This is a genomic window from Pseudomonas sp. PICF141, from assembly GCF_002286815.1.
Lineage (GTDB): Bacteria > Pseudomonadota > Gammaproteobacteria > Pseudomonadales > Pseudomonadaceae > Aquipseudomonas.
On sequence record NZ_MUNM01000081.1, the window covers coordinates 14,366 to 40,132 of the forward strand.

The following is a 25,767-nucleotide window of genomic DNA, read 5'->3' on the forward strand; positions in this document are numbered from 1 at the left end:
AATATCGGCTTCGGGCCTGTCGTTAGAATGCCGATCACTCGCTCGTCGTTGCCTGTGTTGAAATCAGCGCATGGTTCCTAGGACGCAGCACCGCTTTGCGGTTTAACCCATTCGCATATTGGGCTGTTGCTCACTCTGCCGTTTTGCCCTTTACCGATGGAGTCCCAAGATGAAGAAACTTGTGCTGCTTGGCGCCCTGGCGCTGTCCGTGCTGTCCCTGCCGACCTTCGCCGATGACAAGCCCGTAAAAATCGGTATCGAAGCAGCTTACCCTCCGTTCGCCTCCAAAGCGCCGGATGGCAGCATCGTGGGTTTTGACTACGACATCGGCAATGCCCTGTGCGAGGAGATGAAGGTCAAGTGCGTGTGGGTCGAGCAAGAGTTCGACGGCCTGATCCCGGCACTCAAAGTGCGCAAGATCGATGCGATCCTGTCGTCCATGTCCATCACCGAAGACCGCAAGAAGTCCGTGGACTTCACCAACAAGTACTACAACACCCCGGCTCGCCTGGTCATGAAGGCGGGTACTCAGGTCAGCGAAAACCTGGCTGAGTTGAAGGGCAAGAACATTGGCGTGCAACGTGGTTCGATCCACGAGCGTTTCGCCCGCGAAGTCCTGGCCCCGCTGGGTGCCGAGATCAAGCCTTACGGTTCGCAGAACGAAATCTACCTCGACGTGGCTGCCGGTCGCCTCGACGGCACCGTGGCAGACGCTACCCTGCTGGATGACGGCTTCCTGAAAACCGACGCTGGCAAAGGTTTCGCCTTCGTTGGCCCGGCCTTCACCGACGTCAAATACTTCGGCGACGGCGTGGGTATCGCAGTTCGCAAGGGCGACGCGCTGAAAGACAAGATCAACACCGCGATCGCGGCCATTCGCGAGAACGGCAAGTACAAGCAAATCCAGGACAAATACTTCGCCTTCGATATCTACGGCAAGTAATCGTCCCCGCAACACCTGCGAAATGGCGCAAGCAACAGGATCTCTGAGGTTTGCGCCATTTTTTCATCCCAACTTTCGAGGACCTGAATCATGTTGAAAGGCTACGGGGCTGTCATCCTCGATGGCGCATGGCTGACGCTTCAGCTCGCCTTGTCGTCCATGGTCCTGGCCATTGTTCTGGGGCTGATCGGCGTTGCGCTGCGTCTGTCCCCGATACGCTGGCTGGCCTGGCTGGGCGACCTGTACTCCACGGTGATCCGCGGTATTCCCGATCTGGTACTGATCCTGCTGATTTTCTATGGCGGCCAGGACTTGCTCAACCGTGTCGCGCCGATGCTCGGTTATGACGATTACATCGACCTGAATCCGCTGGCCGCCGGTATCGGCACCCTGGGTTTCATCTTCGGTGCGTACCTGTCGGAAACTTTCCGGGGGGCCTTCATGGCAATCCCGAAGGGGCAGGCAGAAGCCGGCATGGCATATGGCATGAGCAGTTTTCAGGTGTTCTTCCGGGTGTTGGTGCCGCAGATGATTCGTCTGGCGATTCCGGGTTTCACCAACAACTGGCTGGTGTTGACCAAGGCGACCGCGCTGATTTCGGTGGTCGGTCTGCAAGACATGATGTTCAAGGCCAAGCAGGCGGCAGATGCTACCCGCGAGCCTTTCACCTTCTTCCTCGCAGTGGCGGCGATGTACCTGGTGATTACCAGCGTCTCGTTGCTGGCATTGCGTCACCTTGAGAAGCGCTACTCGGTAGGCGTAAGGGCGGCTGATCTATGATCTTCGACTACAACGTCATTTGGGAGGCCTTGCCGCTGTACCTCGGCGGCCTGGTGACCACCCTGAAATTGCTCGCACTGTCGCTGTTCTTCGGTCTGTTGGCGGCCCTGCCGCTGGGGCTGATGCGCGTCTCCAAGCAGCCGGTGGTAAACATGAGTGCCTGGCTGTTCACTTACGTGATCCGCGGCACGCCGATGCTGGTGCAGCTGTTTTTGATCTACTACGGCCTGGCGCAATTCGAAACGGTACGCGAAAGCTTCCTCTGGCCATGGCTGTCCAGTGCCACGTTCTGTGCGTGCCTGGCCTTCGCTATCAATACCAGCGCCTACACCGCTGAAATCATCGCCGGCAGCCTGCGCGCCACGCCGAACGGCGAGATCGAAGCGGCCAAGGCCATGGGCATGTCGCGGGTCAAAATGTACAAGCGGATCCTGCTGCCATCGGCCCTGCGCCGGGCACTGCCGCAGTACAGCAACGAAGTGATCATGATGCTGCAGACCACCAGTCTGGCGTCCATCGTGACCCTGATCGACATCACCGGTGCCGCGCGCACGGTCAACGCTCAGTTCTACTTGCCGTTCGAAGCCTACATCACCGCCGGCGTGTTCTACCTGTGCCTGACCTTCATTCTGGTGCGCCTGTTCAAAATGGCCGAGCTGCGCTGGCTGGGCTATCTGGCCCCGCGGAAGCACTGATATGGAACGTATCGATCATGTTTTGCCGTGGAGTCACCTGGGCAGCGAGCGCCGGATTTCGGTGTTCCGCTTCGGCGCTGGCGAGCGCAAGGCCTACATCCAGGCCAGCCTGCACGCCGATGAACTGCCGGGGATGCGCACGGCCTGGGAACTGAAAAAACGCCTGACCGAACTCGAAGCCCAGGGCTTGCTGAACGGTGTGATCGAACTGGTGCCAGTGGCTAATCCGCTGGGCCTGGGTCAACTGCTTCAGGGGAATCATCAAGGGCGATTCGAGGCGGGTAGCGGCAAGAACTTCAACCGCGATTTCGTCGAGCTGAGCGAGCCCGTGGCCGCTGAGCTGCAAGGGCATCTGGGTGACGATCCTCACGCCAATATCCGTTTGATCCGTGAAACCATGAGCGATGTGCTGGCGGCCTTGCCGCCGGCCGCGAGTCAGTTGCAAGGCATGCAGCGCATCTTACTCAGTCATGCCTGCACCGCCGACGTGGTGCTGGATCTGCATTGCGATTGTGAAGCGGCGCTGCACATGTATGCCTTGCCGCAACACTGGCCGCAATGGCGTTCACTGGCTGCGCACTTGAACGTCAAGGTCGGGCTGTTGGCGGAGGATTCCGGCGGCAGCTCCTTTGATGAAGCCTGTTCGCTGCCATGGCTGCGTCTGTCGCGTCTGTTTCCGGATGCCCGGATTCCACTGGCCTGCCTGGCAACGACCATCGAGTTGGGTGGCCAATCCGATACCGGTCGCGAAGAGGCGGTGGCTTGCGCCGAAGGCATTCTGGCGTTCCTCGCGGAACAAGGCTTGATCAGCGGCGAATGGCCAAAACCTGCGCAAGACGCTTGCGAAGGCCTGCCGTTCGAAGGCACTGAATTGCTGTTCGCGCCGCATCCGGGCGTGGTGAGTTTTCTGCGTAAACCCGGTGAGTGGGTTGAGGCGGGCGACGAGATTTTTGAAGTGATCGATCCGTTATCGGATCGGGTCAGCACGGTGTGTGCTGGTACGTCCGGGGTGCTGTTTGCCATTGAACGGCTGCGTTATGCCCAACCCGGTTTCTGGCTGGCCAAGGTGGCGGGGCGCGAAGCGCTGCGTCACGGGCGCTTGCTCAACGACTGACTGACTGTTTTTGTGAGAACCGACCGCATGTACAAACTTGAAGTCCAAGACCTGCATAAACGCTATGGCAGTCACGAAGTGCTCAAGGGCGTGTCCCTGAAAGCGGCGGCTGGCGATGTGATCAGCATCATCGGCTCCAGTGGCTCCGGCAAAAGTACTTTCTTGCGCTGCATCAACCTGCTCGAGCAGCCGCACGCGGGCAAGATTCTGCTCAACAACGAAGAGCTGAAACTGGTCGCCAACAAGGACGGCGCGCTGAAAGCCGCCGACCCGAAACAGCTGCAACGCATGCGTTCGCGCCTGTCGATGGTGTTCCAGCATTTCAACCTGTGGTCGCACATGACCGCGATGGAAAACATCATGGAAGCGCCGGTCCACGTGCTCGGCATATCCAAGAGCGAAGCCCGCGAAAAGGCCGAGCATTACCTGAACAAGGTCGGTGTTGCCCATCGCAAAGACGCTTACCCGGGCCACATGTCCGGCGGCGAGCAGCAGCGTGTGGCGATTGCCCGGGCGCTGGCGATGGAGCCTGAGGTGATGTTGTTCGACGAGCCGACCTCGGCCCTGGACCCTGAGTTGGTCGGTGATGTGCTGAAAGTCATGCAGGCCCTGGCACAGGAAGGCCGGACCATGGTGGTGGTGACGCACGAAATGGGCTTTGCCCGTGAAGTGTCGAATCAGCTGGTGTTCTTGCACAAAGGCGTGGTCGAGGAAAGCGGCAACCCGCGCGAAGTGCTGGTCAATCCGCAGTCCGAGCGTTTGCAGCAATTTTTGTCCGGCAGCTTGAAATAATCAGGACTGTCGTTATGCACCGCGATTGTGCATGCTTCGCGATTTAGAGGCCGGCCCCGATCCCTGTGGGAGCTGGCCTGCCAGCGATAGCGGTGGGTCAGTTTGCATCTGTGGCACAGACACACCGCCATCGCTGGCAGGCCAGCTCCCACAATTTGATCTCCATCGGTTTCAAGATTTGTGTTCATTTACAGGCTAGCCTTGGCCCAAGCCTTCATTCTGTTCTTTGCTTCGGATTGCCCGCCATGACTGCCCATCGAATTGGTTTCCTGATTTGGCCCAGCACAAAAGCTCTGACGCTTGCGCTGGCTGAGGAGGCCTTGCGTGTTGCCCAGCGTGTGCACCCGGACGTCGTTTACGAACTGTCGTTCTTGCAGGCCGAACCATCGACCGAAGGCGCCTGGCAATTGCCAGGTGAACCCTGGGCCGGCAAGCTCGAAAACTTCCAGAAACTGTTCCTGCTCGCCGACGAGCCGCCGACCTCGCTTGCGCCGGCACTCAGCAGTGGGCTGAAACAACTGGTGCGCGCCGGTTGTGTAATCGGTGGGTTGTCGGCCGGTGTCTACCCGTTGGCGCAGTTGGGTTTGCTCGACGGTTATCGCGCGGCCGTGCATTGGCGTTGGCAGGACGATTTCGCCGAGCGTTTCCCGAAGGTGATTGCCACCAGCCACCTGTTCGACTGGGATCGTGATCGCCTGACCGCGTGCGGCGGCCTGTCGGTGCTTGACCTGTTGCTGGCGGTGCTGGCCCGCGATCACGGTGCCGAACTGGCCGGTGCGGTGTCGGAAGAACTGGTGGTCGAACGCATCCGGGAAGGCGGCGAACGCCAGCGCATTCCGCTGCAGAACCGCTTGGGCTCCAGTCATCCGAAGCTCACCCAGGCGGTGTTGCTGATGGAAGCCAACATCGAAGAGCCGCTGACCACCGACGAAATCGCCCAGCACGTGTGCGTATCGCGTCGGCAGCTGGAGCGCATCTTCAAGCAATACCTCAACCGCGTGCCGAGCCAGTACTATCTGGAATTGCGCCTGAACAAGGCTCGGCAGATGTTGATGCAAACCAGCAAGTCGATCATCCAGATCGGCCTGTCATGTGGCTTCTCTTCGGGGCCGCATTTCTCCAGCGCCTACCGCAACTTCTTCGGCGCCACGCCGCGGGAAGATCGCAACCAGCGGCGCAGCAGCAGCCCGTTCGAGTTGTCGTCGGTGCCATCCGAACGCGGTTGATCGGTCGTTGAATCTGGCGTCGATCACTCATCGACGTCAGAGCCTTCGGACGATGACACTTCCATTTCCGCTTGATCAATGACCGCATCGACGCCGAAGTAAATACCTGTCTGCCTGAAATAATCGATCAGCATTTGCAGGCTTTCCTCTGACAACGGATTGCTTCTCAGATTGATGCCTTCGCCAATCTCCCGTGGCAATTCCCGAATCTCGGCGGGTATATGGATGATTGCGTTTGCGCTGAGATCCACAGTGTTCAGGGAGTTGAGTTGCAACAAACCTGGCGGCAATTCAGTGATGCCGGTGTTGTTCAGCAGCAGGGTCGTGAGGCGGGACATCTGACTCACGTCTGGCGGGGCGCCCAGCGGGTTGTCGCTCAGGTCCAGATAATCAAGCCGCTCCATCTGTGCCAGTTCCAAGGCACTGTGCGCCGTCAGGGTGAGTTGGCAATCGGTCATCGACAAGGCGGTCAGATCGCCCATCCTGAAAATCGCTTCGGGAAAATGTTGCTGTCGGTAGTTAACGAGGGTCAGCCCTTTGAGGCGAGGAAAGCTCTCCAGAAAACGCTCGGCCCCAGAGGACAGCCCATCAACGCTGTGCAAATACAGCAGCGAGACGTGACTGAAGTCGGCCCGCAGCGTCGGCAAGTTACCGGTAATAATGGTGGGCAGGCTCAGCTCATAGGTGGGCAGGAGCTGCTGATTGAAATCATCCAGAGTGGTTTGCCGGCGCCAGCAACGTTCCACAATCCGTTTGAATTCATCCCGGATCGAATGCTCGCTGAGCAACTCCTGCGCGGTAAAAGGGGCCCCGCTCACCGGATGCACCGCCGGTACATCTGCGGTCCAGGCTGAGAGGTCGTTGCTGAGGGTGTTGAATTCGCTTTCCAGGCGCGTGATCGCCACTTTGCCGTCGGCCAGCGTGCCGGGCAGCAAATAGATTAATTCACTGGCTTCCTCCTGATCCATGCCTGGGTACAGCGCTTGCACCCGATCGATATCAGCCTGTTCGGCAAACACTGCGAAGTCCTGACGCGTGCGGTGGAAATGGATTTTTATGCGTTCTCGGGCAACGACTGAAAGCGGATTTGCGCCGAGATCGAAGCCTTCCCGGGTAGCGTTGGGAAGATTGAAAAGTGCCTCGGGCAGCTCCTGAATGCGGTTGTCGTTGAGCAGGGCGGTTCGAAGGTGTGGCCGAGTCAGTAAACCGGAGGGGAATCTGGAAATGCCGGTGGCCGAGACGTCGATGTAGTTCAGGTGGGGCAAATTTTCGACATTAGGGATCATTCCCAGCGGGTTCTTGTACAAGTCCAGAATTACCAGTTTATCCAGCGCCGACAGGGTCGCATGGCTTTGTTGCGTCAGGGTGATGGCGCAGTCGCTCAGAATCAGTTCATTGAGGTTCGGCCATTGCTCAATGGCCTGCGGCAAGCGATTGAGGCGCAAACCGCGCAAGGCCAGACGACGCAAGCCGTGGAATCCGCGTATGAATTCGTGGACTCCTCGTGTGGCGATGTGGCCGTCCAGCGACAGGTTTGTCACGTGGTCGAAGCCCGCGCTGAGGGCTGGCAGCTCGCCCAGTATCGGTTGGGAGAAGCGGAAGTCGACACTGTGATCCTCGCCGTCGGGCGGTGAGGCTTGTTGTCGCCAGCAGTCGAGTAATTCTTGTGCCAGGTCTCGGCGATTTCGCTGCTGGATGCTGAATTGTTCTGGGGTGATTCTGATCTGGGTGTCCGGCATCAACAGCGGGATTTCGTCACGCCACAGGTGCAGGTCATTGCGCAGTCGCGCGTGTTCGGCCATGAGCCGGGTCAGCTCTGCCCGCGGGCCGGTCGGATGCTGTTGCAAGCGTTCGACAAAGGCGTGCAGTGCTTCGCGCGATAGCTGGGGGAACAGCTGATGGGCGCGGGCCTGCAAGGTTGGCGTAGCGTACGGCGCGCGATGGTAGCCATCCGCGCCACCGAGCAAACGCATGACAGTCGGGTCGTAACTGGGTTTCAACAGCGGATGTTGCGCCAATACCGAACGCAGTTCATCGCGGTTCAGGGCATGGCTGCGAATCAGCTGTTTGAGTTTTTCGCCTTCGCCAATGTGGATGCCGAGTGCCGAGCGCTCGCTGTCCGGTAGCGCCTGCAATAGCTCCAGATAAAACGTGCTCGTGCCGCTGAGCTCAAGGCCGTTATCGTCAAAGGCCTGGTAATCGCCATCCGCATTGAGAACGAGCACTTTGCGGATCGGCGCATCGTCATTGCCGACACGGTCGAGCAAGCGTCCACCATGGACGTATTCGCGAATCTCCAGGCGCAATTGTCCTGACCAGCCAGGCAGTTGCTTCAAGGTGTGCAGGGCCAGGCGATCGGTGTCGGGGTTGTTGGCGGTTGAGCGGAGCTCCAGGCCTTCGTAAGCCCTGGTCACCCTGACTTGCAATCGGGCTTCACGGGTGAGCAGTGCCAGGCGTTTGGATAAGTTGCCGCGCTCCAGTTGTTGCAGCTCTTGGTCGCTGGCCGTTTGCAGCAGCGCTTGGGCCATGCTGGTCGGCAAGCCGGGTTCGGCTTCGATGAGTTTTTGCACCAGCGGGGAAGTGGCGCGTTCGAGCTTGCGGTATCGATTGTCGAAGAGAATTTCCCGTTTACTCTCGGCGAGCGCTTTCAGCGTCGCGCGTAAAGTGCGGGCGCGGGTATCGAGGCTTGGAGCCGGCGTGCCGAAATGTTCACCCAGCAGTGTTCTGGTTTCGCTTTCCCCAAGCTTCAGGAATAGCGTTCTGATCAGGTCACCGTTGCTCAGTTGCGTTTGATTGATCTGCACCACGGTTTGGTGGGCGGTGCTGCGCTCCCAAAGGGTTCGCGTTGCGTCGACCAGGCGCAATCCTTTGTCAGCCGGCCAGTAGTTGTAGTCACACAGCAGTTCCAGTTGTGCGATGGGGTCGGCCTTCAGGTAGTCAATCGGCTGTGCGCTGCCGATCAGATCGATAAAGATCTGGAGGTCTTGATCGATCTTGAAGCGTTTGAGCGTGTCGGCCAGCAATGGCGGCAGCTGTCCGGCATTCACATGCATCTTGCGCAGGGCATTTTCATGGCAGTGGCTGATGCTGAGCATGCGTTCGCGCATTGACGGTGAAAACCGTTGCATGTCGGGGCCGATACGGCGCAACACCGTGGCCTGGTCCCAGCTCAGCGGCTGGTCGACCTCGGTTTGCCAAGCGCCTTTGCCATTGTGCTTCAGCGCGGGTTTGTAGGTTTGGGGGCGAGTCGGGTGTTCGATGCGATACTCGCCGCTCACCGGATCCAGGGACACGTTGTAGTGTTTGTTTTCCAGGGTCAGCAGGGTTTTGCCCGCGTAATGGTGTAGCCCGAGTTCATCGGGCTTGATGTCGTCAGGAAGCGCGACGGGTTGTTCGTAAGGGGTCAAGTCGGGGTTCCAGTAGCGGGTGGCGCCAGTGGGCGTCTGTACTGGATTGAAACGGTCGATGAATTGCACGATTTCCCGGGGCAGAACCGCACGGAACTCCCCCGCAGCAATAACACCTCCGGCCGCAAATGTGCCCAGTTGCACGGCCGACTCGACCACCCCCATGAAGTGCTCGAAGGCTTCAACGGTCAGGCCTTGCGCCCAGTCGACAATGCCTTCGAAGGTTTCGTCGAGTAACTGGTAGGCCATGTAGGCCAGCATCAACTCGCCGAGAAATGGCACGAACGGCAGGGCGACGAAGGAGACGATATTGATCAGGGCCGAGGCGATTTCACTGAACGAATCCCATAGCGCCCAGCGCGCTTTCTGGTCGACGGTCGCCGTCGATACCGCGACAACACGTGCATCGTTGAGAAGCTTGTCGAGCTTGCGCTGATAGAGATGAGTCCATAGCTCCGCTTTTATCGGCGTTGCCGCCATTTGCAGATTTACCCGTCGGGCGGGATTTTCTCTCCAGGTGGGGCGTGGATCGCCAGGTTGAAGCGGTTGCCAGGTGATGGGGGTGAGACGGTTGTTCAACTGAGCGAAGAAGTGTCCGCGATCCTCGTGGTCGATAAAGCGACTGAAGAACTGTTGATAGTCATGATTGCGCAAGCGCTGGGTCAGGTCCTGGGCAAACGCGCTGCTGGAGGGATATTCCTTGATCGGGTGTTCGGGGTCGTTGGGGATATAGGCCACCACTCGGGCCGCTGCATGCGCCCGTTCCAGGTCCGGGGAAAACAGCACGATGCCAGTCAGGCGTGCGTTCATGATGGTCAGTTCATGACAGCCCCATGTCTGTCCGTGCAGGCGTAAATGCTGCAGGCCGTCGAGTAAACCAAGGATCAGGCGATGGGCATCGCCGCCAAGCCGGTTTTGCATGTAGGCCATTTGCAGGGCGGTGTCGAGGGCCGTTTTCTGGCTATCGCGGACTCTGGCTTGCAGGATCGCCGCGACCACCGGGTTGCTGATACCCAGGTTTTCTTCGAGGTAGGTTTTGTAGTGTTCGCCAATATCCAGTTCCCGGCACAGCTGAGTGAATGCCGTGATGGGCATTTTTAGCCGGACGTGCGGCAGCTCATTGAACTGTCCCGCAGGGGAGGGCGCACTGATGTAGGTCGAGGCGGCCTCAAAGGCGTCGCCCTCGGTCTCGCTGCTTTCGAAGTTGTGCAGCGCGGCGTCCAGCAGCGACACCGTCCAGATGCGCGCCGCGCCCGACTTCAGCTGCAACCAGGGGATATGGGCGGGAATATAAAGACGCAAAAAAGTTTGATGGACGTCCAGCACCAGGCCGAAGCGCTTTTTCAGCGCTGCAACCAGCAATGGTTCGGCAAAGTCGCTGGCATTTTTCAACTTGGCCAGGGACTGGTCAACGCGATTCTGTGCTTGCCAGTGCAAGGCATTGAGTTCGCGTAATTCGGCGTGCTGGCTGCGGGACGCGCTGTCGAGGCCGGCCGGCAAACGTGGTTTTGCCTTGCTCAAGGCTTCGCGCTTTTGCGCAGTCGCCTGCGTCAGCCAGCGGGGGATGACGCTCATCAAATGCTGGTAATGGGTGTCCCTGTTAAAGGGTGGCATCGGATCGAGATGGAGAGCGTCCGGATTTTCGTTGGTCAGGCTCATGAAGGTTGCCGTTGGCGTTAAGAAGACCTCAGAAAACACCCTGAGCGCCGACGACGTGCGGTACATATATACCGCCACCGTAAAATCCGGATGAGTAAGATCCTCGCAGCCTGCCGCAAACCCTGCAGGCAGTTTAAACTGCGCCTTTGCGACGGTATTTGTCGCATTGCCGTAAACCCGGGCAAAACCTGTGTTTGCGCTATAAGAAGTTGTCGCTTGGCGGCAAGGCCGGGCTGAAAACTGTCCTTACAATCCCCTCATCGCTCGCCAGTTCCAGGCGAGTGTTCCTCTTCAGGAGACTCCGATGTCCGTTGAGCACGCTGCGGTAGAACGCGCCGATTTTGACCAGGTAATGGTTCCCAACTACGCGCCAGCCGCTTTCATTCCTGTGCGTGGTGCCGGTTCCCGTGTTTGGGACCAGTCTGGCCGCGAGCTGATCGACTTCGCCGGCGGGATTGCCGTTAACGTATTGGGCCATGCGCATCCGGCGCTGGTCACTGCATTGACCGAGCAAGCGAACAAGCTGTGGCACGTGTCCAACGTGTTCACCAATGAGCCGGCCTTGCGTCTGGCTCATAAGCTGGTCGACGCCACTTTTGCCGAGCGCGTGTTCTTCTGCAACTCTGGCGCCGAAGCCAACGAGGCCGCTTTCAAGCTGGCCCGTCGCGTGGCCCATGACCGTTTCGGTACCGAGAAGTACGAAATCGTTGCCGCGCTCAACAGCTTCCACGGCCGTACCCTGTTCACCGTGAACGTCGGTGGCCAGTCGAAGTACTCCGACGGCTTCGGTCCGAAGATCACCGGCATCACCCACGTGCCTTACAACGATCTGGCTGCGCTGAAAGCGGCTGTTTCCGACAAGACCTGCGCGGTGGTTCTGGAACCGATCCAGGGCGAAGGCGGCGTACTGCCAGCCGAGTTGTCTTACCTGCAAGGTGCGCGTGAACTGTGCGATGCGCATAACGCGCTGCTGGTGTTCGACGAAGTTCAGACCGGCATGGGCCGCAGCGGCAAGCTGTTCGCCTACCAGCATTACGGCGTGACCCCGGACATCCTGACCAGCGCCAAGAGCCTGGGCGGCGGTTTCCCGATCGCAGCGATGCTGACCACCGAAGACCTGGCCAAACACCTGGTCGTCGGCACCCACGGCACCACGTATGGCGGCAACCCGCTGGCATGTGCGGTCGCTGAAGCGGTGATCGATGTGATCAACACGCCCCAAGTGCTGAATGGCGTCAGTGCCAAGCACGACAAGTTCAAGACCCGTCTTGAGCAGATCGGCGAGAAATATGGCCTCTTCACTGAAGTTCGCGGTCTGGGCCTGCTGCTCGGTTGCGTGCTGAGCGATGCCTGGAAAGGCAAGGCCAAAGACATCTTCAACGCCGCCGAGCGTGAAGGCCTGATGATTCTGCAAGCCGGCCCGGACGTGATTCGTTTCGCCCCAAGCCTGGTGGTTGAAGACGCCGATATCGATGCTGGCCTGGACCGTTTCGAACGCGCCGTGGCCAAGCTGACGCAAGCCTGATAGACCCCTCGACGCCTGATGATTTCAGGCGTCGAACCCAATTTTTTGTGCCGGGCCAAACCAATGTGGGAGCGGCTTGTTGTGGCGAGGGGGCTTGCCCCCGTTCGGTTGCGAAGCAATCGTAAACCGGTCACCACCTTCTGATCCAAGATCGTGGCGACTGGTTTCAGGGGCGCTTCGCACCCCAACGGGGGCAAGCCCCCTCGCCACACAAGCTCGCTCCCACAGTCTCCTCAAGGGCGGCCCGGATATTTTCTTCTGTGAATTTTTCGAGAAAGGAGTGACACCATGCTGGTGATGCGCCCCGCACAAATGGCTGATCTGGGCGAGGTACAGCGTCTGGCTGCGGACAGCCCGATTGGTGTCACTTCCTTGCCGGATGACGTTGAACGCCTGAGCGACAAGATCGCCGCAAGCGAAGCCTCGTTCGCCGCCGAAGTCAGCTTCAACGGTGAAGAGAGCTATTTCTTCGTCCTCGAAGACACGGCCACCGGCAAGCTGGTCGGCTGTTCGGCCATCGTTGCATCGGCCGGTTATTCCGAGCCGTTCTACAGCTTTCGTAACGAAACTTTTGTGCATGCCTCCCGCGAGCTGAAGATTCACAACAAGATCCACGTGCTCTCCCAGTGCCACGACCTGACCGGCAACAGCTTGCTGACCAGTTTCTACGTGAAGCCGGAGCTGGTGGGTTCGCCTTGGGCTGAACTCAATTCCCGCGGTCGCCTGTTGTTCGTGGCCAGCCATCCGGAGCGCTTTGCCGATTCGGTGGTGACCGAGATCGTCGGTTACAGCGACGAAAATGGCGACTCGCCGTTCTGGGATGCCATCGGTCGCAACTTCTTCGACCTCAACTACGCCGAAGCCGAGCGTCTGTGTGGCCTGAAAAGCCGCACCTTCCTGGCCGAACTGATGCCGCATTACCCGATTTACGTGCCGTTGCTGCCGGACTCCGCTCAAGAGGCGATGGGCCAGGTGCACCCACGGGCACAAATCACCTTCGACATTCTGATGCGCGAAGGCTTCGAGACGGATCACTACATCGACATTTTCGACGGTGGCCCGACGCTGCATGCCCGCGTCTCGGGGATCCGTTCGATCGCCCAGAGCCGTGTCGTGCCGGTGAAAATTGGCGAGCCGGTCAAAGGCGCAGGTCGTCAATATCTGGTGGCCAATGCCCAGTTGCAGGATTACCGCGCCGTTTTGCTTGAGCTCGATTACGCGCCGGGCAAACCCGTCACCCTGGATCTTGAAGCGGCCGAAGCCCTGGGCGTCGGTGAAGGTGCCAGCGTGCGCCTGGTGGCGGTTTAACGCCTGCTGCTATGCCTATAAAGAATGAATGCTTAGTAAAGCAGCGAGTTTCACGGGCAGCGCCAGCGGCCCGTTTGAGGAGATAGCATGATTGTTCGTCCCGTACGCAGCAGCGATTTACCCGCTCTGATCGACCTGGCCCGCAGCACCGGTACCGGCCTGACCACCTTGCCGGCCAACGAAGAGCGTCTGGCCCATCGGGTCGGCTGGGCCGAGAAGACCTTCCGCGGCGAAGCCGGGCGCGGTGATGCGGACTATCTGTTCGTACTCGAGGACGACAACGGCCGCGTGGTAGGCATCTCCGCCATTGCCGGCGCCGTCGGCCTGCGTGAGCCCTGGTACAACTTCCGGGTCGGCCTGACGGTCAGCGCCTCGCAAGAGCTGAACATTTACCGTGAAATTCCGACGCTGTTTCTGGCCAACGACCTGACTGGTAACTCCGAGCTGTGCTCGTTGTTCCTGCACGCCGATTTCCGCAGTGGCCTCAATGGCCGCATGCTGGCCAAGGCGCGGCTGCTGTTCATCGCCGAGTTCCCGCAGCTGTTCGGCAACAAGATCATCGCCGAAATGCGCGGTGTGTCCGACGACGCCGGGCGGTCGCCGTTCTGGGAAAGCCTGGGTCGGCACTTCTTCAAGATGGAATTCAGCCAGGCCGATTACCTCACTGGCGTGGGCAACAAGGCGTTCATCGCCGAACTGATGCCGAAATTCCCGCTGTACACCTGCTTCCTGTCGCCAGATGCGCGCAACGTGATCGGCCAGGTTCACCCGGATACCGAGCCGGCACTGTCGATGCTCAAGAGCGAAGGCTTCAGTTATCAAGGCTATGTCGACATTTTCGATGCCGGCCCTGCGGTGGAATGCGAAACCACCAAGATCCGTGCGGTCCGCGACAGCCAGGCGCTGGTATTGGCCATCGGCACCCCGGGTGACGACGCCACGCCATTCCTGATTCATAACCGCAAGCGCGAAGACTGCCGGATCACTGCCGCACCAGCACGCTTCGCCGCCGGCACGTTGGTGGTCGATCCGCTGACCGCCAAACGTCTTCAACTCAACGCTGGCGATCAAGTGCGCGCCGTTCCGTTGTCCGCTCGGGAGTCGAAATAATGAATTCGCTATACATCGCCGGTGAATGGCTGGCCGGTCAGGGTGAAAGCTTTCAATCGGTAAACCCTGTGACCCAGCAAGTGCTGTGGGCCGGCGAAGGCGCCACGGCCAGTCAGGTCGAGTCGGCTGTGCAAGCGGCGCGTCAGGCGTTCCCGGGCTGGGCTCGTCGTACCCTGGAAGAACGCATCAGCGTGCTGGAAGCCTTTGCCGCTGCACTGAAGAATCACGCCGACGAGCTGGCTCGCACCATCGGTGAAGAAACCGGCAAACCCCTGTGGGAAGCGGCGACTGAAGTCACCAGCATGGTCAACAAGATTGCGATCTCGGTGCAGAGCTACCGCGAGCGTACCGGCGAGAAGAGCGGCCCGCTGGGCGATGCCACTGCGGTATTGCGCCACAAACCACACGGAGTGGTGGCGGTGTTTGGTCCTTACAACTTCCCGGGTCACTTGCCGAACGGACACATCGTGCCGGCGCTGCTGGCCGGTAACAGCGTGCTGTTCAAGCCAAGTGAACTGACCCCGAAAGTGGCTGAGCTGACGGTCAAGTGCTGGATCGAAGCCGGTCTGCCGGCCGGCGTGCTGAACCTGCTGCAAGGCGCTCGCGAAACCGGTATCGCCCTGGCGGCTAACCCGGGCATTGACGGTCTGTTCTTCACCGGTTCCAGCCGCACCGGCAATCATCTGCACCAGCAGTTTGCCGGTCGTCCGGACAAGATCCTCGCGCTGGAAATGGGCGGTAACAACCCGCTGGTGGTGGATCAGGTCGCGGACCTCGATGCCGCTGTTTACACCATCATTCAGTCGGCCTTCATTTCCGCCGGTCAGCGCTGCACCTGCGCCCGCCGCTTGCTGGTGCCGCAAGGCGCCTGGGGCGATACGCTGCTGGCGCGTCTGGTGGCCGTCAGCTCGACGATTGAAGTCGGTGCGTTCGATCAGCAACCGGCGCCGTTCATGGGCTCGGTGATTTCCCTCGGCGCTGCGAAAGCCCTGATGGATGCGCAAGAACACCTGCTGGCCAATGGCGCCGTGGCCCTGTTGGAAATGACTCAGCCGCAGGCTCAGGCAGCGTTGCTGACCCCTGGCATTCTGGACGTGACGGCGGTTGCCGATCGCCCAGACGAAGAGCTGTTCGGTCCGCTGCTGCAAGTGATCCGCTACGCTGATTTCGAAGCGGCGATCGCTGAAGCGAATGACACCGACTATGGCCTGGCGGCTGGTTTGCTGTCGGATTCCGAAGCGCGTTATCAGCAATTCTGGCTGGAAAGCCGCGCCGGTATCGTCAACTGGAACAAGCAGCTGACCGGTGCGGCAAGCAGCGCGCCGTTCGGTGGTGTCGGCGCATCGGGTAACCATCGCGCCAGTGCCTACTACGCCGCGGATTACTGCGCGTACCCGGTGGCCTCGCTGGAAACCCCGAGCCTGGTGTTGCCAGCCACCCTCACGCCTGGCGTGAAGATGGTGTAAAGCCCAATCGCGGGCAAGCCCGCTCCCACAGGATTTGCGTCGGTCACAACATGTGTGAACACCTCCGAACCTGTGGGAGCAGGGCTTGCCCGCGATGGCCGCGACTCGGTCGCACTGAACAGTTAGTTACTGAAGCCTTATAACAACAGATTCTCGTGGAGCCTCGCTGATGAAATCCTATGAAGTCAATTTTGACGGTCTAGTGGGGCCGACCCATAACTACGGCGGCCTGTCCTACGGCAACGTCGCCTCCCAGAGCAACAGCCAGCAGTCTTCGAACCCGAAGGAAGCCGCGCTGCAAGGCCTGGCGAAGATGAAAGCGCTGATGGAAATGGGCTTTCAGCAAGGCGTTTTGGCGCCACAAGAACGTCCGGACGTAGCCGCATTGCGCCGACTGGGTTTCAGCGGTACCGATGCTCAGGTGATCGAGCGCGCCGCCAAAGAGGCCATGCCGCTGCTGGTTGCCAGTTGCTCGGCGTCGAGCATGTGGGTGGCGAACGCCGCCACGGTCAGCCCGAGCGCCGACACCGCCGATGGCCGCGTGCATTTCACCGCCGCCAACCTGAACTGCAAATACCATCGCAGCATCGAACACCCGACCACCAGCCGCGTACTGGGGGCGATGTTCGCCGATCAGAAGCATTTTGCTCACCACGCCGCTTTGCCGGCCGTGGCGCAGTTCGGTGATGAAGGCGCGGCCAACCACACCCGTTTCTGCCGTGATTATGGTGAAGCCGGCGTTGAGTTTTTCGTATTCGGTCGCAGCGCGTTTGACACCCGTTACCCGAACCCGCAAAAGTACCCGGCACGCCAGACGCTCGAAGCGTCCCAGGCGGTCGCGCGTTTGCACGGGTTGAGCGATGACGGCGTGGTCTATGCCCAGCAGAACCCTTCGGTGATCGATCAGGGCGTGTTCCACAACGACGTGATCGCGGTGGGTAACGGCGAGGTGCTGTTCTATCACGAGGACGCCTTCCTCGATACCGAAAAGATGCTCGCCGAACTGCAAGGCAAACTCGCAAAAGTCGGTGGGAAATTTCAGTCGATCTGCGTACCGCGTTCCGCGGTCACGGTGGAAGACGCGGTACGTTCCTATCTGTTCAATAGCCAGTTGCTGTCGCGTCCTGACGGCTCCATGCTGTTGATCGTGCCGGAAGAATGCCGTGGCAACGAGCGTGTCTGGCAGTACCTGCAAGGCCTGACCAGCTCTGGCGGCCTGATCCGCGAAGTGAAGGTTTTCGATCTCAAGCAGAGCATGCAGAACGGCGGTGGCCCGGCTTGCCTGCGGTTACGCGTCGCACTTAACGAAACCGAACTGGCGGCCGTCAACCAAGGGGTTATCATGACCGCACCGTTGTACGGCACATTGACCGAATGGGTCGACAAGCACTACCGCGACCGCATGACCGAAAACGATCTGGCGGACCCGCAATTGTTGCTTGAGTGCCGGACGGCACTGGATGAACTGACGCAAATCCTTAAACTGGGCGCGGTTTATCCATTCCAGATCAATTGAAAGTCGGCGCATGAATTGAATGCGCCGCGCTATCTCCAGACGAGAGCGTAAAACATGAGCGATACCCTGCAGCTGATCCTTGAAGACACCGACGGCACGCAACTGGAAACGTCCTGCACCCGCGTCGCGGTCATGTGGCAAGGCAAAGAGCTGTGGATCCAGCAGGATGGCCGCGGCCAGTTGCTGATTGGCGTGGACGTCGAAGAAGGTGACGCTGAATACGCCAACCTGCTGCTGCGCCCATTGGCGACTAATCTGGTAAGTTTGCAACTGGAGATGGAACCGGCCGACGTCGGCGATGATGAGGACCACGTACACGGCCCGGATTGCAATCACGACCACTAAGGAAACCGCTCTATGCTCGCCCTCGGCAAACTGCTTGAACTGACCCTCGCCGGCCGCGAACCGGCGGAGAAGACTCAACTGACTGTCGAAGGCGTGCGCATGCGCTGGTTGAGCGAAGGTGCGCTGGAAGTCCGGCCACCTGAAGCTCGCGACAACGGCCTGGACCTGCTGCTTTCGGCCGGCATCCATGGCAACGAAACAGCGCCGATCGAGCTGCTCGATCGCCTGTTGCATGACATCGCCCGTGGTGACTTGAAGCCGCGCGCACGTATTCTGTTTCTGTTCGGCAACCCGGAAGCGATTCGCAAAGGCGAGCGTTTCATCGAGCAGGACGTCAATCGGCTGTTCAACGGCCGGCACGAACAAACCAGTGGTTCCGAGGCCTTGCGCGCGTGTGAGCTGGAACGGCTGGCGGCGACTTTCTTCAGCCTGCCAGAGCGCGATCGCCTGCATTACGACCTGCACACGGCGATCCGTGGCTCGAAAATCGAGCAGTTCGCCCTGTACCCCTGGAAAGAAGGTCGTCAGCATTCACGCCAGGAACTGGCTCGCCTGCGCGCCGCCGGCATGGAGGCGGTGCTGTTGCAGAACAAACCTTCCATCGTCTTCAGTTCCTACACCTACGACAAGCTCGATGCCGAGTCTTTCACCCTGGAACTGGGCAAGGCCCGGCCGTTCGGGCAGAACGAGGGGGTCAACGTCGACCTTCTTGAAACCCGCTTGAAGCAGATCATCGAAGGCACCGAACCGCCAATCACCGCGGACGGGCTGGATGGCTTGCAATTGTTCAGCGTCGCGCGGGAAGTGATCAAGCACAGCGATAAATTCCACCTGAACCTGCCGGCGGATATCGAAAACTTTTCAGAGTTGGATGTGGGGTATGTGCTGGCCGAGGATATCGCCAATACCCGCTGGATCATCGAAGAGCAGGGCGCCCGGATCATCTTCCCGAACCCCAAGGTCAAGAACGGCCTGCGCGCCGGCATCCTGATCGTACCGACCACCGACGAAAACCTGACCTGACTTTCGCGCAACGAGCGTTCCCACGCTCCGCGTGGGAACGATCATTCGACTAGACGGCTACCGCGCGTGGCTCACTTCGACGCAGCGCCCGCATCTTGTGCAGCGTATCCGCGCAGGTCTTCGCCGCTTCCTGGCCCTTGTGCACGAAATGCTCGAAGAAGAACTTCTGATGTTCTTCGCCAGCATGGAAGTGGTGCGGGGTCAAAACCACCGAGAACACCGGCACTTCGGTTTCCAGCTGTACCTGCATCAGGCCGCTGATGACTGACTGGGCGACGAATTCGTGGCGATAGATACCGCCGTCGACCACCAGGCCCGCTGCGACGATGCCGGCATAGCGACCCGATTTGGCCAGCAGTTTGGCGTGCAGTGGAATTTCAAAGGCGCCGCCGACTTCGAAGAAATCGATGTCCGACTCTTGATAACCCTGAGCAATCATTTCACCGACGAAGCCTTTACGGCTCTGGTCGACGATATCCTTGTGCCAGCAGGCCTGGATGAACGCGACGCGCTCGCCCTGATGGTTTTTGCTTTTGCTATCTATTGCGGTGGGTTGCATGTTCTGACTCCTGTTTGTGTGAAAAACAGGGCGTTATGAATCGAATGGGATTTAAGCGTACGCAGCCACAAGTGCCTGCGGACGGCGCTTTGGTGCAGAGCCTAGGCGACGCCAATCCCGTTCTCTCTTCATCCGGACTATGACCGTCGGCCCCGGGATCACACCGGGTCTGCTGACCTTGTCGCCATCACAGCCATTGCCATGCTGCCGCCAAGCGCTCGCGGGCTATGCGCATTGCGCGCAATTACCGCCGGTGGGGAATTGCACCCCGCCCTGAGAACGTTTTGCCGCCAGATTGTTTGGCGGCGAAGCGTTTTTAACACATATTTCTCACCTGTGCATTGCTGCTATCTGATGATTGTTATCGACTGTTTGGTTGGCTTGAACCACCTTTTCCTAGCCGAAGGGTTGATTAATCATCGGCATGACCGCAGTAATTCCTTCCTTAAAGGGATTTCCCCCTGCTTACCGAGGCCAGATTCATGAGCGTTATCGATCTTCGCAGCGACACCGTTACCCAACCGACCGCAGGGATGCTCGACGCGATGGCCAATGCGGCCACCGGTGACGACGTTTATGGCGAAGATCCGACGGTCAATCATCTGGAAGCCGAACTGGCAAAACGATTGGGTTTTGCCCAGGCACTGTTTGTCCCGACGGGCACCATGAGCAACTTGCTTGGCCTGATGGCCCACTGCGATCGCGGTGACGAATACATTGTCGGACAACAGGCTCATACCTATAAGTACGAGGGGGGTGGCGCTGCAGTGCTCGGTTCGATCCAGCCGCAGCCGCTGGAAGTGCAGGCCGATGGTTCACTGGACCTGGCGCAGGTCGCCGCGGCGATTAAACCGGATGACTTCCATTTCGCTCGCACCCGTTTGCTGGCGCTGGAAAACACCATGCAGGGCAAGGTTCTGCCGCTGGAGTATCTGGCCCGGGCGCGCCGTTTCACTCATGAAAACGGCTTGGCGCTGCATCTGGATGGCGCGCGGCTCTACAACGCGGCGGTCAAGCTGGGTGTCGATGCGCGGGAGATCACTCAGCATTTCGATTCGGTTTCGGTCTGCCTGTCCAAAGGCCTGGGTGCGCCGATCGGTTCGGTGCTGTGCGGTTCGGTCGAGTTGATCGCCAAGGCGCGGCGTCTGCGCAAAATGGTTGGCGGCGGCATGCGTCAGGCCGGGATTCTCGCCGCAGCGGGGCTTTATGCGCTGGACAACCATATTCAGCGCCTGGCAGATGATCATGCCAACGCACAAAGGCTGGCCGACGGCCTGCGAGCAGCGGGTTATGAGGTCGAGCCGGTGCAGACCAATATGGTTTACGTACAGATGGGCGACAAGGCCGAAGCAATCAAGGCCTTTGCCGCGACACGCGGGATCAAGCTCAGCGCTGCCGGTCGACTGCGAATGGTCACGCACATGGACGTCAGCCATGGGCAAATCGAGCAAGTCGTCGCCACATTTGCCGACTTTTCTCACAACTGAGCGTGTTAGCCGTCCAATTGACTGCTTGTATCGTACAAACACGCTGTACCTGGTCACTAACGCCGATATAATGCGGCCCTTTGCCGTCGCTTCGTCTGTTGACGTTTCGCACAGGCCTTTGGCCGCAGCCTCCGTGGAAGAACCTAATGAAAAGCGCAGAAATCCGTGAAGCCTTCCTTCGCTTCTTCGAAGAGCAAGGCCACACCCGTGTAGCCTCCAGCTCTTTGATTCCGGGCAACGACCCAACCCTGCTGTTCACTAACGCGGGGATGAACCAGTTCAAGGACTGCTTTCTGGGCCAGGAAAAACGCGCGTACACACGCGCTGTAAGCAGCCAGAAATGCGTGCGCGCCGGCGGCAAGCACAACGACCTGGAAAACGTCGGTTATACCGCCCGTCACCACACCTTCTTCGAAATGCTGGGTAACTTCAGCTTCGGTGATTATTTCAAGCGTGATGCCATCACCTACGCCTGGAACTTCCTGACCTCCGAGAAGTGGCTCAATCTGCCGAAAGAAAAGCTCTGGGTCACCGTCTACGCCAGCGATGACGAGGCGTACGACATCTGGACCAAAGACATCGGCGTGCCGGCCGAGCGCATGGTTCGCATCGGCGACAACAAAGGCGCGCCGTACGCGTCCGACAACTTCTGGACCATGGGCGATACCGGTCCGTGCGGTCCTTGCACCGAGATTTTCTACGATCACGGCGACGATATCTGGGGTGGCCCACCGGGCTCGCCAGAAGAAGACGGCGACCGTTACATCGAAATCTGGAACAACGTGTTCATGCAGTTCAACCGCACCGCCGATGGCGTGTTGCATCCGTTGCCAGCACCGTCGGTGGACACCGGCATGGGGCTTGAGCGGATCAGTGCCGTGTTGCAGCACGTTCACTCCAACTATGAAATCGACCTGTTCCAGAGCCTGCTGAGCGCATCGGCCAAGGCCATCGGTTGCACCAACGATGCTCAGGCGTCGCTGAAAGTCGTGGCTGACCACATCCGTTCCTGCGGCTTCCTGATTGCCGATGGCGTGCTGCCGTCCAATGAAGGTCGCGGTTATGTGCTGCGCCGGATCATTCGTCGCGCTTGCCGTCACGGCAACAAACTGGGCGCCAAGGGCAGCTTCTTCTATCAGATCGTTGCGGCCCTGGTCGCCGAGATGGGCGAAGCGTTCCCCGAGCTGAAATCCCAACAGGCGCACATCGAGCGCGTCCTGAAAGCCGAAGAAGAGCAATTCGCCAAGACCCTGGAACAGGGCCTGAAGATCCTCGAGCAGGATCTAGCCGAACTCAAAGGCGACGTGGTGCCGGGCGATGTAGTGTTCAAGCTTTACGACACGTACGGCTTCCCGATGGACCTGACCGGCGACATCGCTCGTGAACGCAGCCTGACCATCGACGAAGAAGGTTTCGAGCGCGAAATGGAAGCCCAGCGCGTGCGTGCCCGTTCTGCCAGTTCCTTCGGCATGGACTACAACAGCCTGGTCAAGGTTGATGTGGCCACCGAGTTCACCGGTTACACCGCTCATAGCGGTTCCGCCAAAATCGTTGCTCTCTATAAAGACGGGCAATCGGTTGACGTGCTGAGCGAAGGCGAAGAGGGCGTGGTCGTTCTCGATCAGACCCCGTTCTATGCCGAATCCGGTGGTCAGATTGGTGATTGCGGCTTCCTCCAGGCGGGCGCTGCGCGTTTCGACGTGCGCGACACCACCAAGACCGGCGGCGCGTTCCTGCACCACGGTGTGCTGGATTCGGGCAGCCTGATCGTCGGCGCTCCGGTCGAGACTCATGTCGATGCCGACGTGCGTCATGCGACGTCGCTGAACCACTCCGCCACTCACTTGTTGCACGCCGCGTTGCGCCAAGTGCTGGGCGAGCATGTTCAGCAGAAAGGCTCGTTGGTTGACAGTCAGCGTCTACGCTTTGACTTCAGCCACTTCGAAGCAATCAAGCCTGAGCAACTGAAGGCGCTGGAAGACATCGTCAACGCCCAGATTCGCAAGAATTCCCTGGTTGAAACCGAAGAAACCGACATCGAAACCGCCAAGCAAAAAGGCGCCATGGCGCTGTTCGGCGAGAAGTACGGCGACAGCGTACGCGTGCTGAGCATGGGCGATTTCTCTGTCGAGTTGTGCGGCGGTATTCATGCTACCCGTACCGGCGACATCGGCCTGCTGAAAATCATCAGCGAAGGCGGTGTGGCCTCCGGTGTGCGTCGTATTGAGGCAGTAACCGGCGCAGCAGCGCTGGCCTACTTGAACGCGGCTGAAGAACAACTCAAGGAAGCGGCCAACCTGGTCAAGGGCAGCCGCGATAACCTGATCGACAAGCTGTCGGCTGTGCTGGAGCGCAACCGTCTGCTGGAGAAGCAACTCGAGCAGTTGCAGGCAAAGGCGGCCAGTGCGGCGGGCGACGATCTGTCGGCTTCCGCCCTGGACGTCAAAGGTGTGAAAGTGCTGGCCGTGCGTCTGGACGGTCAGGACGGCAAGGCGCTGCTGGCGCTGGTCGATCAACTGAAAAACAAACTCGGCCGCGCAGTGATCCTGCTCGGCAGTGTCCATGAGGAAAAGGTCGTACTGGTTGCAGGCGTGACCAAAGACCTGACTGGCCAACTCAAAGCCGGTGATTTGATGAAACAGGCTGCTGCGGCAGTGGGCGGGAAGGGCGGTGGTCGTCCAGACATGGCGCAGGGCGGTGGTGTTGACGCTGGCGCACTGGATGCCGCATTGGCCCTGACCGTTCCATTTGTAGAGCAGGGTTTATAAGGCAATGTGTCTGGCTCGCGGTCTAGTGGCGGGCCAGAACGTTGTTTGAGTGATTATTGGGCGCCCTTCATGGGCAGAGGCGGCTTTGAAATGGCTTTGATCGTACAGAAATTTGGAGGCACCTCCGTCGGCACTGTCGAGAGAATCGAGCAGGTCGCCGACAAGGTTAAGAAATTCCGCGAGGCGGGCGATGACCTGGTGGTTGTGCTGTCTGCAATGAGCGGCGAAACCAACCGTCTGATCGATCTGGCCAAGCAAATCAGTGGCGATGGCCAGCCGGTTCCTCGCGAACTGGATGTGATCGTTTCCACCGGTGAGCAGGTGACGATTGCACTGTTGGCCATGGCGCTGATCAAGCGCGGCGTGCCAGCGGTGTCGTACACCGGCAATCAGGTACGGATTCTGACGGATAGCGCGCACAATAAAGCGCGTATCTTGCAGATTGATGACCAGAAGATTCGCGGTGACCTGAAAGCCGGTCGTGTGGTGGTTGTCGCCGGTTTCCAGGGCGTCGACGAGCACGGCAATATCACCACCCTTGGTCGTGGCGGTTCCGACACCACCGGCGTGGCGCTGGCGGCAGCCCTGAAGGCTGACGAATGCCAGATCTACACCGATGTCGACGGCGTCTACACCACCGATCCGCGTGTGGTATCCGTGGCTCAGCGTCTGGACAAGATCACCTTCGAAGAGATGCTGGAAATGGCCAGCCTCGGTTCCAAGGTGTTGCAGATCCGTGCGGTGGAATTCGCCGGCAAGTACAACGTTCCGCTGCGCGTACTGCACAGCTTCAAGGAGGGTCCGGGCACCCTCATTACTATTGATGAAGAGGAAACCATGGAACAGCCGATCATTTCCGGCATCGCCTTCAACCGCGATGAAGCCAAGCTGACCATCCGTGGCGTGCCAGACACCCCGGGCGTGGCGTTCAAGATTCTCGGCCCGATCAGTGCCGCGAACATCGAAGTCGACATGATCGTGCAGAACGTTGCGCACGATAACACCACCGACTTCACCTTCACCGTGCACCGCAACGACTACCAGGCGGCTCAAACCGTGCTGGAAAACACGGCTCGCGAGATCGGTGCCCGTGAAGTCGTTGGCGACACCAAGATTGCCAAGGTCTCGATTGTCGGCGTCGGCATGCGCTCCCACGCAGGTGTGGCCAGCCGTATGTTCGAATCCCTGGCGAAAGAAAGCATCAACATCCAGATGATCTCGACCTCGGAAATCAAAGTGTCCGTGGTGATCGAAGAGAAGTACCTGGAGCTGGCTGTGCGTGCTCTGCACACGGCTTTCGAACTGGATGCGCCGGCCCGACAGGGCGAGTAATACGTTCTCCCAAGGGCGCGGTCTGACCGCGCCCTTCGTTTTTTTGAATGGCGCGTACCAAAACTGTTCTTTTGCTCGCGCTAGTCAATACTCAGGCATGTAGGGCTGCGATCGTTCTGGTTGTAGGTCAAATGCCTTTTTTTTGCAGACTGTTGTCCCTGAAATGAATGCGTGAGGAGAAAGGTATGCTGATTCTGACTCGTCGGTGCGCAGAAAGCCTGATTATTGGTGATGGCGAAATCACCGTGACCGTGCTCGGCGTAAAAGGAAATCAAGTGCGTATCGGTGTCAACGCCCCGAAAGAGGTTGCTGTGCACCGTGAAGAAATTTACCTGCGTATAAAGAAAGAGAAGGACGAAGAACCAAGCCATTAATTTTTATCGTTTTTTATGTTTGCAAACGGGGAAAAGGTTGGTTAAGATACGCCCCGTGTTGCGGAGAGCTGGCCGAGTGGCCGAAGGCGCTCCCCTGCTAAGGGAGTACACCTCAAAAGGGTGTCGGGGGTTCGAATCCCCCGTTCTCCGCCATTATTTGCGTAGTACGTTGTAATCTGGCTTTTTCGGTAAGTTGTTGAAATTACTAGAAAAAATAGCTTTACAAAAAGATTCAACGGCCTATAATGCGCGGCAACAAATGCACTCGTAGCTCAGCTGGATAGAGTACTCGGCTACGAACCGAGCGGTCACAGGTTCGAATCCTGTCGAGTGCACCA

Annotated in this window: 19 protein-coding genes, 2 tRNA genes and 1 riboswitch; of the genes, 19 read left to right on the forward strand and 2 right to left on the reverse strand. The window is 59.2% G+C overall.

Annotated elements, in window-relative coordinates; all coding sequences use genetic code 11:
* The first annotated feature begins 169 nt into the window (after positions 1-169).
* The 6 genes from BZL43_RS24055 to BZL43_RS24080 all read left to right on the forward strand — a co-directional run bounded on the left by BZL43_RS24055 (position 170) and on the right by BZL43_RS24080 (position 5,550).
* The gene (locus tag BZL43_RS24055) at positions 170-943 is read left to right on the forward strand and encodes an ABC transporter substrate-binding protein (protein ID WP_008009943.1); all 774 of its coding nucleotides are present in this window, start codon (positions 170-172) and stop codon (positions 941-943) included.
* Between the two features lie 90 nt (positions 944-1,033).
* The gene (locus tag BZL43_RS24060; protein WP_007904805.1) at positions 1,034-1,723 is read left to right on the forward strand and encodes an ABC transporter permease; all 690 of its coding nucleotides are present in this window, start codon (positions 1,034-1,036) and stop codon (positions 1,721-1,723) included.
* Entirely contained in the window at positions 1,720-2,418 is a 699-nt protein-coding gene (locus tag BZL43_RS24065) for an ABC transporter permease (protein WP_095634592.1), read from the forward strand. Before BZL43_RS24060 ends, BZL43_RS24065 begins: the two co-directional genes overlap by 4 nt.
* Before the next feature lies 1 nt (position 2,419).
* Complete coding sequence (locus BZL43_RS24070; protein WP_095634593.1) at positions 2,420-3,532, forward strand: M14 family metallopeptidase; 1,113 nt, start codon at positions 2,420-2,422, stop codon at positions 3,530-3,532.
* 27 nt (positions 3,533-3,559) lie between these two features.
* Complete coding sequence (locus tag BZL43_RS24075) at positions 3,560-4,324, forward strand: ABC transporter ATP-binding protein (protein ID WP_095634594.1); 765 nt, start codon at positions 3,560-3,562, stop codon at positions 4,322-4,324.
* A 245-nt stretch (positions 4,325-4,569) separates the two neighbouring features.
* Complete coding sequence (locus tag BZL43_RS24080) at positions 4,570-5,550, forward strand: GlxA family transcriptional regulator (RefSeq protein ID WP_095634595.1); 981 nt, start codon at positions 4,570-4,572, stop codon at positions 5,548-5,550.
* Positions 5,551-5,573: 23 nt separating this feature from the next.
* On the opposite strand, the gene BZL43_RS24085 is transcribed toward BZL43_RS24080, so the two are convergent.
* The gene (locus tag BZL43_RS24085) at positions 5,574-10,616 is read right to left on the reverse strand and encodes a dermonecrotic toxin domain-containing protein (protein WP_371916227.1); all 5,043 of its coding nucleotides are present in this window, start codon (positions 10,614-10,616) and stop codon (positions 5,574-5,576) included.
* A gap of 304 nt (positions 10,617-10,920) precedes the next feature.
* On the opposite strand from BZL43_RS24085, the gene BZL43_RS24090 reads away from it, so the two are divergent.
* The 7 genes from BZL43_RS24090 to astE all read left to right on the forward strand — a co-directional run bounded on the left by BZL43_RS24090 (position 10,921) and on the right by astE (position 18,909).
* Entirely contained in the window at positions 10,921-12,141 is a 1,221-nt protein-coding gene (locus BZL43_RS24090) for an aspartate aminotransferase family protein (protein WP_095634597.1), read from the forward strand.
* 288 nt (positions 12,142-12,429) lie between these two features.
* On the forward strand, positions 12,430-13,449 hold the full coding sequence (gene aruF / locus BZL43_RS24095; RefSeq protein WP_095634598.1) for an arginine/ornithine succinyltransferase subunit alpha: 1,020 nt from the start codon (positions 12,430-12,432) through the stop codon (positions 13,447-13,449).
* A gap of 87 nt (positions 13,450-13,536) precedes the next feature.
* A complete protein-coding gene (astA, locus tag BZL43_RS24100; protein WP_095634599.1) occupies positions 13,537-14,559 on the forward strand; it encodes an arginine N-succinyltransferase in 1,023 nt (340 codons plus the stop codon).
* A complete protein-coding gene (gene astD, locus BZL43_RS24105) occupies positions 14,556-16,025 on the forward strand; it encodes a succinylglutamate-semialdehyde dehydrogenase (protein WP_168185143.1) in 1,470 nt (489 codons plus the stop codon). The genes astA and astD overlap by 4 nt, the downstream gene beginning before the upstream one ends.
* Positions 16,026-16,194: 169 nt before the next feature.
* Entirely contained in the window at positions 16,195-17,541 is a 1,347-nt protein-coding gene (gene astB, locus BZL43_RS24110) for an N-succinylarginine dihydrolase (protein ID WP_095634601.1), read from the forward strand.
* Between the two features lie 54 nt (positions 17,542-17,595).
* A complete protein-coding gene (locus BZL43_RS24115) occupies positions 17,596-17,886 on the forward strand; it encodes a hypothetical protein (RefSeq protein WP_007904718.1) in 291 nt (96 codons plus the stop codon).
* 12 nt (positions 17,887-17,898) lie between these two features.
* A complete protein-coding gene (gene astE / locus BZL43_RS24120; protein WP_095634602.1) occupies positions 17,899-18,909 on the forward strand; it encodes a succinylglutamate desuccinylase in 1,011 nt (336 codons plus the stop codon).
* 49 nt (positions 18,910-18,958) lie between these two features.
* Here the strand turns inward: astE and BZL43_RS24125 are convergent, their stop codons facing one another.
* A complete protein-coding gene (locus tag BZL43_RS24125) occupies positions 18,959-19,468 on the reverse strand; it encodes a 6,7-dimethyl-8-ribityllumazine synthase (protein WP_095634603.1) in 510 nt (169 codons plus the stop codon).
* A gap of 115 nt (positions 19,469-19,583) precedes the next feature.
* A riboswitch (FMN riboswitch) is annotated at positions 19,584-19,753 on the reverse strand.
* 197 nt (positions 19,754-19,950) lie between these two features.
* Here BZL43_RS24125 and ltaE point away from each other — a divergent pair.
* The 6 genes from ltaE (at position 19,951) to BZL43_RS24155 (ending at position 25,767) form a co-directional block, all read left to right on the forward strand.
* Positions 19,951-20,955, forward strand: coding sequence for a low-specificity L-threonine aldolase (ltaE, locus tag BZL43_RS24130; protein WP_095634604.1), 1,005 nt, complete (start codon positions 19,951-19,953; stop codon positions 20,953-20,955).
* Between the two features lie 146 nt (positions 20,956-21,101).
* Complete coding sequence (gene alaS, locus BZL43_RS24135) at positions 21,102-23,723, forward strand: alanine--tRNA ligase (protein ID WP_095634605.1); 2,622 nt, start codon at positions 21,102-21,104, stop codon at positions 23,721-23,723.
* 90 nt (positions 23,724-23,813) lie between these two features.
* Positions 23,814-25,055 (forward strand): aspartate kinase, encoded by a 1,242-nt coding sequence (locus tag BZL43_RS24140; RefSeq protein ID WP_008071826.1) that lies wholly within the window; start codon positions 23,814-23,816, stop codon positions 25,053-25,055.
* Between the two features lie 185 nt (positions 25,056-25,240).
* A complete protein-coding gene (csrA, locus tag BZL43_RS24145) occupies positions 25,241-25,429 on the forward strand; it encodes a carbon storage regulator CsrA (protein ID WP_002554426.1) in 189 nt (62 codons plus the stop codon).
* Positions 25,430-25,491: 62 nt separating this feature from the next.
* Positions 25,492-25,582: transfer RNA gene (locus BZL43_RS24150), tRNA-Ser, on the forward strand.
* Between the two features lie 108 nt (positions 25,583-25,690).
* Positions 25,691-25,767: transfer RNA gene (locus BZL43_RS24155), tRNA-Arg, on the forward strand.